Origin of the sequence: Brevibacterium album DSM 18261 (assembly GCF_000426445.1) — a bacterium.
In the GTDB taxonomy this organism is placed as follows: Bacteria; Actinomycetota; Actinomycetes; order Actinomycetales; family Brevibacteriaceae; genus Brevibacterium; species Brevibacterium album.
Window position 1 is genome coordinate 1,019,474 of the sequence record NZ_KE384526.1, and the last position, 7,300, is coordinate 1,026,773.

At 71.1% G+C, this 7,300-nt stretch carries 7 protein-coding genes; all 7 read left to right on the plus strand.

Annotation, left to right across the window (positions count from 1 at the left end; genetic code table 11):
• The first annotated feature begins 8 nt into the window (after nt 1-8).
• Nucleotides 9-1,067 carry a thiamine pyrophosphate-dependent enzyme gene (locus tag K318_RS0118160; RefSeq protein WP_035282278.1) on the plus strand — a complete coding sequence of 353 codons (1,059 nt, stop codon included), beginning with the start codon at nt 9-11 and terminating at the stop codon, nt 1,065-1,067.
• On the plus strand, nt 1,064-2,044 hold the full coding sequence (locus K318_RS0118165) for an alpha-ketoacid dehydrogenase subunit beta (RefSeq protein ID WP_029090525.1): 981 nt from the start codon (nt 1,064-1,066) through the stop codon (nt 2,042-2,044). Before K318_RS0118160 ends, K318_RS0118165 begins: the two co-directional genes overlap by 4 nt.
• On the plus strand, nt 2,041-3,525 hold the full coding sequence (locus tag K318_RS0118170; RefSeq protein WP_029090526.1) for a dihydrolipoamide acetyltransferase family protein: 1,485 nt from the start codon (nt 2,041-2,043) through the stop codon (nt 3,523-3,525). The genes K318_RS0118165 and K318_RS0118170 overlap by 4 nt, the downstream gene beginning before the upstream one ends.
• 46 nt (nt 3,526-3,571) lie before the next feature.
• On the plus strand, nt 3,572-4,972 hold the full coding sequence (locus tag K318_RS0118175; protein WP_029090527.1) for a dihydrolipoyl dehydrogenase family protein: 1,401 nt from the start codon (nt 3,572-3,574) through the stop codon (nt 4,970-4,972).
• A gap of 56 nt (nt 4,973-5,028) precedes the next feature.
• On the plus strand, nt 5,029-6,114 hold the full coding sequence (locus K318_RS0118180; protein ID WP_029090528.1) for a Zn-dependent alcohol dehydrogenase: 1,086 nt from the start codon (nt 5,029-5,031) through the stop codon (nt 6,112-6,114).
• 12 nt (nt 6,115-6,126) lie between these two features.
• Nucleotides 6,127-6,666, plus strand: a complete 540-nt coding sequence (locus tag K318_RS24070) for an Lrp/AsnC family transcriptional regulator (RefSeq protein WP_051298206.1) — start codon at nt 6,127-6,129, stop codon at nt 6,664-6,666.
• A 133-nt stretch (nt 6,667-6,799) separates the two neighbouring features.
• Nucleotides 6,800-7,300, plus strand: a 501-nt coding sequence (locus tag K318_RS0118190; RefSeq protein WP_029090529.1) for an aldehyde dehydrogenase family protein, incomplete at its 3' end; no start/stop codon positions are given.

A 7,300-nucleotide genomic window follows, 5' to 3' on the forward strand; every position in this document is an offset into this window, starting at 1 on the left:
TCGGCACAATGGAACGACGTGAACTGCTGGACGCCTCGGGCGCCCTGGCTCCGGGCATCGACCCACCGCTCGACGCGGCCTCGACTCTCGGTGCGCTCGAACTCATGCTGCTGTCCAAGCTCGTGGACGAACGGGCGTTCAGCCTGCAGCGGCAGGGCCGCATGGGCACCTACTCCGCCGTGCGGGGGCAGGAGGCCTCCGTGGTGGGCAGCTGCCTGCCCCTGGATCCGGGCACGGACTGGATCGTGCCGCAGTACCGTGAGCTGCCCGCCCTGTTGCGGCACGGGCTCTCGATCGAGGGCATCCTCTCCTATTGGAAGGGCAATTCCGAGGCCGCCCGCATCCCGGAGGGCGTGAAGGTGCTGCCCCCGCAGATCGGTCTGGCCGCGCAGCTCCCCCACGCTGTGGGTCTCGCCTGGGGGCTGAAGCTGCAGGCCGACCCGGGAGTCGTCATGACCTTCGTGGGCGACGGCGGCTCCTCCGAAGGCGATTTCCACGAAGCCCTCAACCTCGCAGGGGTGAGGAAGGCACCCGTGGTCTTCGTCCTGCAGAACAACGGCTGGGCCATCTCCACGCCCCGCTCCAAGCAGTCGGCTGCGAAGAGCTTCGCGGAGCGCGGTGCCGGCTACGGGGTGCCCTCGGTGCTGGTGGACGGCAATGACCTGTTCGCCGTGGCCCAGGCCTCCGCCGAGGCCGTCGCCCGCGCCCGCGCAGGCGAGGGGCCCACACTCATCGAGACGCAGACCTACCGTCTGGGTGCGCACAACACTGCGGACGATCCCAGCAAGTACGTGGACACGGACGAGAAGCTCAGCTGGGAGCAGCTCGATCCCATTCCGCGTGTCGTCTCCCACCTCCGCGCGCAGGGAGCCCTCACGGACGAGGACCTCGCCGGGATCGAGGAGCGCAATCGCAACGAGGTGGACAGGGCGATCGAGGCTCTCGGCGCCGTGCGCCCGCCCCTGCCGGAGTCCCTGTTCGACCACGTCTGGTCCCAGCCGGACGTCCGCCTGCTCAGACAGCGGGAAGAGATACTCCACACCGCTGCGAAGGGAGTCCAGCGATGACCGTCATGACCATGATCGAAGCGATCCGGAGCACCATCCGCGAGGAGATGCTGCGCGATGAGAAGGTGATGGTCCTCGGCCAGGACATCGGGAAGCTGGGCGGCGTCTTCCGGGCGACGGAGGGCCTGCAGGCGGAGTTCGGGGAGGAGCGGATCGTCGACATGCCGCTGGCCGAGGCCTCCATCGTGGGCTCCGCCATCGGCCTGTCGCTGGCGGGGATGAACCCCATCGCGGAGCTCCAGTTCATGGGGTTCACGCATCAGGCCTATCACCAGATCGTGCCGCAGCTGGCGCGCTTCCGCTACCGCTCGCAGGGTCGATTCACCACGCCCGTCACCATCCGTGCGCCCTTCGGCGGCGGAGTGCGCGCCCCGGAGCTGCACTCGGACGCGATCGAAGCGCAGTTCACCCACGTGCCGGGCCTGCAGGTCGTCATGCCTTCGACCCCGGCCGAGGCCAAGGGCCTGCTCACCACAGCAGTGCGCGGTGAGGACCCGGTGCTCTTCTGCGAACCGCTCAAGGGCTACCGCCTGGTCAAGGGCGAGGTCCCGGAGGGGGAGCACACCATCCCCTTCGGGAGGCTGCGAGTGGCGCGCGAGGGCAGGGATGTCACGCTCTTCGCCTGGAGCGCAGCTGTCCAGCTCGCGGAGAAGGCGGCCGCCGCACTCGCGGACGAGGGGATCTCCGCACAGGTGGTGGACCTCCGCACCCTGGTCCCGCTGGATGTGGACGGGATCCGCGAGGCTGTCGCGAGCACCGGGCGCGCCGTGGTGGTGCACGAGGCGCCGCTGACCTCGGGCTTCGGAGCCGAGGTCGTCTCCACCATCCAGGAGGAGGCGTTCTACTCGCTCGAAGCGCCCGTGCTGAGAGTCACGGCCCCGGACGTGCCCTATCCGAACATCGGCATCGAGGAGACCTTCCTGCCCGCTGTGGACCGTGTGGTCGCGGCGGCGCGCAAGGCGGTGAGCGCGCGATGAGCACGTTCTCCTACCACCTGCCCGATGTGGGCGAGGGCCTCGACGAAGCCGAGATCATCAGCTGGAAGGTCTCAGTGGGCGCTGAGGTCGTCCCCGACCAGGTGCTCGCCGAGGTGGAGACGGACAAATCCGTCGTCGAGGTCCCCTCTCCCATCGCGGGAACCGTCACGGCACTGGCCGGCGAACCCGGCGACATGGTCGAGGTGGGCGCCGTCTTCGTCGAGATCGCACTCGCCGAGGCCGGCGACGGCACAGCTCCCGCAGCCGGGAATCCCCCGTCCGCACAGGAAGCTCCCGCACAAGGCGCTCCCCCCTCGCGGGAAGCTCCCGCGGGCCTCGGTGCGGAGACCTCCTCTGCGACCGCCGCCGGCGATGCCGCGTCCACGCCGGTCGCGGACCGGGCCGCCGCCTCGGCGGAATCCCCGACGCACCGCGGGCGGGTGCTGGCCTCCCCGGCCACGCGCAGAGCGGCGCTGGATCTCGGCGTGGACCTCCGCGAGGTGCGGGGTTCGGGTCCCGGCGGCCGGGTGACCAAGGACGATGTGCTGGCCGCCGCCCAGGTCTGTCCCGCCGCCGCGGATGCCGCGCAGACAGGCCTCACGGCCGAGGGCGCAGCGGCATCCGCAGGTGCGGCGACGCCCACGAGCGCCGAAGCCGGGGCCGTCCCTTCCGCGGCCTCGGCGGCGGGCGCTTCCGAGGAGGGCACCTCGGCGACGGCCGGGGGATTCCGGACCGATGCCCCCGTGCTTCCCCCTGCGGCGGGTCCGCGCGGGGAGGACGAGACCGCACCGCTGCGGGGACTGCGCAGGCAGATCGCGAGGAACATGACGCAGTCCTGGCAGCAGGTCCCGCACATCACGGACTTCCGCGAGGTCGACGCCTCCGGGCTGGTCGCCGCGCGGCGTGCCGTGAACGCGCATCTCGCCGCATCCGGCCGGGGCGAGAAGATCACCTATCTGCCGTTCCTCGTGCGGGCGGTGTCGATCGCCCTCGCCCACAGTCCCAAGTTCAACGCCGCGCTCGACATGGAGACGGAGCGGATCACCTACTTCGGGCACCGCAGCATCGGACTGGCGGTGTCGACGGAGGCGGGGCTCTTCGTGCCGGTGCTCAAGAACTCCCAGGCGCTGTCCCTCGTGGGGATCTCCCAGGCCGCCCAGGCCCTGGCCGACCGGGCACGGGCGCGGACGATCACCAGCGAGGAGATGTCCGGCGGCACCTTCACCATCACCAATTTCGGCTCCTATGGCGGCTGGCTGGGCACTCCCATCATCCGCCCGCCCGAGTCCGCCATCGCGGGCTTCGGCAGGATCGCGGACCAGGTGGTCGCCGAGGACGGCGCACCGGTGGTCCGCCCGATCCTGCCGGTTGCGGTCTCCGCCGACCACCGGCTGATCGACGGGGCGGACATGGGCGCGTTCCTGGAGCAGCTGACGGCGCTCCTGGAGGACCCCGTGCGGATGCTGGCGGAGGAGTTCTGATGGTGACCACGGGAGAGAGAGCGCGCGTGCAGGGGAGGAACCGCTGATGGTCGTCGGAGAGATGCCGGAGGGGCTCGACCTCCTCGTCATCGGCGCGGGCCCGGGCGGCTACACCGCCGCGCTCGAGGCCGCCGCACAGGGGCGCAGCGTGACCCTGGTCGACAGGGCGGGTGCGGACGGGATCGGGGGGACCTGCCTGTTGGAGGGGTGCATCCCCTCCAAGGCGCTCATCGAGGCCGCGGAGCTGCGCAGCCGCGCGGTGGCCTTCGCCGATTCCGCACTGGGCCTCGCGTCCGGTCCCGTCGACATGGGCCGGTTCCAGGCGTGGAAGGGCGGACTCGTCTCACGCCTGTCGAAGGGGGTCCACGGCGCGCTGAGGAAGGCCGGGGTCCAGATCGTCGCGGGATCCTTCACCTTCACGGGGAAGGCCCGCGGTGTCATCGAGCTGGGAGGCGAGAGCCCGCCCCGGCACGTCGAGTTCGAGGACGCGGTGATCGCGGTCGGCTCCGCCGCGGTGCAGATCCCGCCGGTGCCCTTCGACGGGACCGCAGTGTTCGACGCCGCGGGCATCCTCGCCCTCACGGAGCTGCCCGAACGGCTCGCGGTGGTGGGCGGCGGATACATCGGGATCGAGATCGGCACGGCGCTGCGCAAGCTGGGCAGCGCCGTGACGGTGGTCGAGGCCGCGGACACGATCCTGCCGGGTATGCCCGCAGGAGCGCAGAAGCAGGTGGCGCGCCGTGCCGGCCGGCTGGGGATCGACCTGCTCACCGACCGCACCGCCCAGGGCTGGGACGGCAGGAGCCTGAGCGTCGCCGATTCCGCCGGGGCCACGACCACCGTCGAGGCGGATGCGGTGCTGGTGGCCGTGGGGCGCAGGCCGGCCACCGGGGATCTGGGGCTGGCCGAGGCCGGCATCCGGCTCGACGCCTCCGGGCTCATCCCCGTGGACGCGGGCTTCCGGGCGGCACCCCGCATCGCCGCAGTGGGCGATGTGGTCGCCGGCCCGGCGCTCGCGCACAAGGCCATCGCCGAGGCGAGGGTCGCCGTACGCTCCCTGTGCGGGCAGAGCGCCGCACTGTCCTCCACGACGATCCCGCTCGTCGTCTTCAGCGATCCCGAGGTGGCCGTCACGGGCCTCACGCCGGCGGCCGCCGAGGCCGAGGGCCTGCGCACGCGTACGGTCCGGCTGCCGCTGGGCGCCTCGGGCCGCGCTGCGACGATGGAGGCGGCGGAGGGCTCCGCCGAGCTGGTCGTGGACACGGAGACCGATGCCGTCGTGGGCGGTGTCCTGGTGGGACCGCACGCCTCCGAGCTCATCGGGGAGGTCACCCTCGCCGTCGAGATGGCGGCGAGCCCGGCGGACCTCGCCCTTACCGTCCACCCCCATCCCACGCTCTCCGAGCTGGTGCAGGACGCCGCGGCCGCACTGGTCCCCCGCGCCTGACCCCCTCCCGCAGCCGCTGTCGGATCGGCGTCCGCCGGTCCAGGAAGAAGGCACACATGGTCACGATGGCCGTACTCCACGAGGTCGGAAGGCCTCTCGTTCTCGAAGACCTCGAACTGCCGCCTCTCGGCCCCGACGATGTCCGGATCAGGGTCGCAGCCGCCGGGGCCTGCCATTCGGATCTGTCCTATATGAACGGAACCGTCGTCTCGGAGCTGCCCGTCGTCCTCGGGCACGAGGCCTCCGGCCGCATCGCGGAGGTGGGGGCGGACGTCACGGGCCTGGAGCCCGGGCAGCCGGTGGTCCTCAACTGGGCGCCGCCGTGCCGGGAGTGCTGGTTCTGCCGCGCGGCGCAGCCCTGGCTGTGCTCCGCGGTGGAGAGGGCCGGCACCTCGGCTCCCTACACCGCGCGGGCGGACGGCACGCCCGTGCACAGGGCGCTGGGCGTGGGCGCCTTCGCCGAGGAGGTGGTCATGCCCGCTCACGCCGTGGTGTCCGTCCCGGAGGGCCTGGACATGGCCCACGCGGCACTGCTCGGCTGCGCAGTCCTCACCGGCGTGGGAGCCGCCGTCAACACCGCCGGCATCCGCGAGGGGGACAGCGTTCTCGTCATCGGGCTGGGCGGCATCGGGCTCTCGGCGATCATGGGCGCCCGCCTGGCCGGGGCCTCCCGGATCATCGCCGCCGATGTCTCGGAGGCCAAGCGCGATTTCGCCCTGCAGATGGGGGCGACGGACTTCGTCCTGTCGACGGACTCGCTCAGCCGCGACGTTCGCGCGCTCACTGAGGGCCGCGGTGCGGACCACGCCCTCGAATGCGTGGGGCTGTCTGCCACCATCAGGGCGGCGTGGAAGTCGACCCGCCGAGGCGGTGAGTGCACGGTCGTGGGCGTCGGCCGGGCGGATGACCGGGTCAGCCTCAGCGCGATGGAGATCTTCCACTTCAACCGGACCCTGCGGTCCTCGGTCTTCGGCTCGAGCGATCCCGCCCGTGATGTGCCCCGCATGGCTGAGCACGCGCTGACGGGCGACCTCGATCTCGAGGCGATGATCTCCCATAGAATCGGCCTCGATGAGCTCTCCGACGGCTTCGAGCGGATGGGCCGCGCGGAAGGGGCTCGGTCCGTCGTCGTCATGGAGTGATGAGAGGTTCGAGTGAACAGTCGCAGACCTGCCGCCCGGGGCACCCGGGCCGCGCGGAAGGACCTCGACCGGATCGACCTGCAGCTGCTGCGGCTCCTGGTCCAGGATTCCCGGCGCTCCCAGCGGTCCCTGGCCAAGGAGGTGGGCCTGTCCGCCCCGGCCGTCGCGGAGCGGATCGCGCAGCTCGAGGCCGCGGGGGTGATCACCGGCTACACCGCGCAGATCGACCTCGAGGCGCTGGGCTACGGCCTCACCGTCTACGTGAACGTCCAGCGCGAACTGGGACCGGAGCACCGCGAGCAGTCACGGCAGCTGACCGACATCGAGGAGGTCGAGAAGGTCGTCATGACAACCGGCTCGCACGACCTCCTGCTCAAGATCAACGTGCGGGACAGGGACCACCTCAACGATGTCCTGTTCAACAAGCTGATCGAGGGCAATCTCCGCATCCTCCACTCCGACACCCGGGTGAGCCTGGCCGCGTTCGAGCGCGATGACTACCGCGTCAGGGTCCTCGACCAGCTGCTCGCCGAGCTCGGAGCCGAGGACTGACCGGCGCCCGGCTCCCTGTGGAGCTCAGCCTTCCCCTTTCGAGTACCGAGGGCCGCCGGGGCCGGCCCTCGGTCCGCTTCCACCCAGCGTCCCCACCCAGACAGCCATTTCACCCACTGCAAAGGAGCACATCATGTCGATCTATCAGATTCTCAACCCCGCCACCGGTGAGGTCGTGGAGACGTATCCCACCGCCACGGACGCTCAGATCGCCGAGGCCCAGCAGCGTTCCCATGACGCCTTCGCCGAGTGGGCGGCCCGGCCGGTCGCCGAGCGGGCGGCGGTCCTGAACCGGGTCGCCGACCTCTACGCCGAACGGGCAGACGAGCTCGCTGAGATCATCCACCAGGAGATGGGCAAGAAGATCGCCGAGGCCAAGGGCGAACTCCAGCTCTGCCAGCTCATCTACCGGTACTACGCCGAACACGCAGAAGCCTTCCTCGCAGACGAACCCCTCCGCGGCACCGATCCCGCCGACCAGGCCTACGTCCGCCGCAAGCCCGTCGGGTCCATCCTGGGGATCATGCCCTGGAACTTCCCCTACTACCAGGTCGCCCGCTTCGCCGCCCCCAACCTCGCGTTGGGCAACACGATCATCCTCAAGCACGCACCCCAGGACCCGAAGTCCTCGGCC

Coding starts and splice junctions, on each gene's coding strand:
- K318_RS0118160 (WP_035282278.1), top strand. CDS start 9: ATGGAACGACGTGAACTGCTGGACGCCTCGGGCGCCCTGGCTCCGGGC.
- K318_RS0118170 (WP_029090526.1), top strand. CDS start 2,041: ATGAGCACGTTCTCCTACCACCTGCCCGATGTGGGCGAGGGCCTCGAC.
- K318_RS0118165 (WP_029090525.1), top strand. CDS start 1,064: ATGACCGTCATGACCATGATCGAAGCGATCCGGAGCACCATCCGCGAG.
- K318_RS0118180 (WP_029090528.1), top strand. CDS start 5,029: ATGGTCACGATGGCCGTACTCCACGAGGTCGGAAGGCCTCTCGTTCTC.
- K318_RS0118175 (WP_029090527.1), top strand. CDS start 3,572: ATGGTCGTCGGAGAGATGCCGGAGGGGCTCGACCTCCTCGTCATCGGC.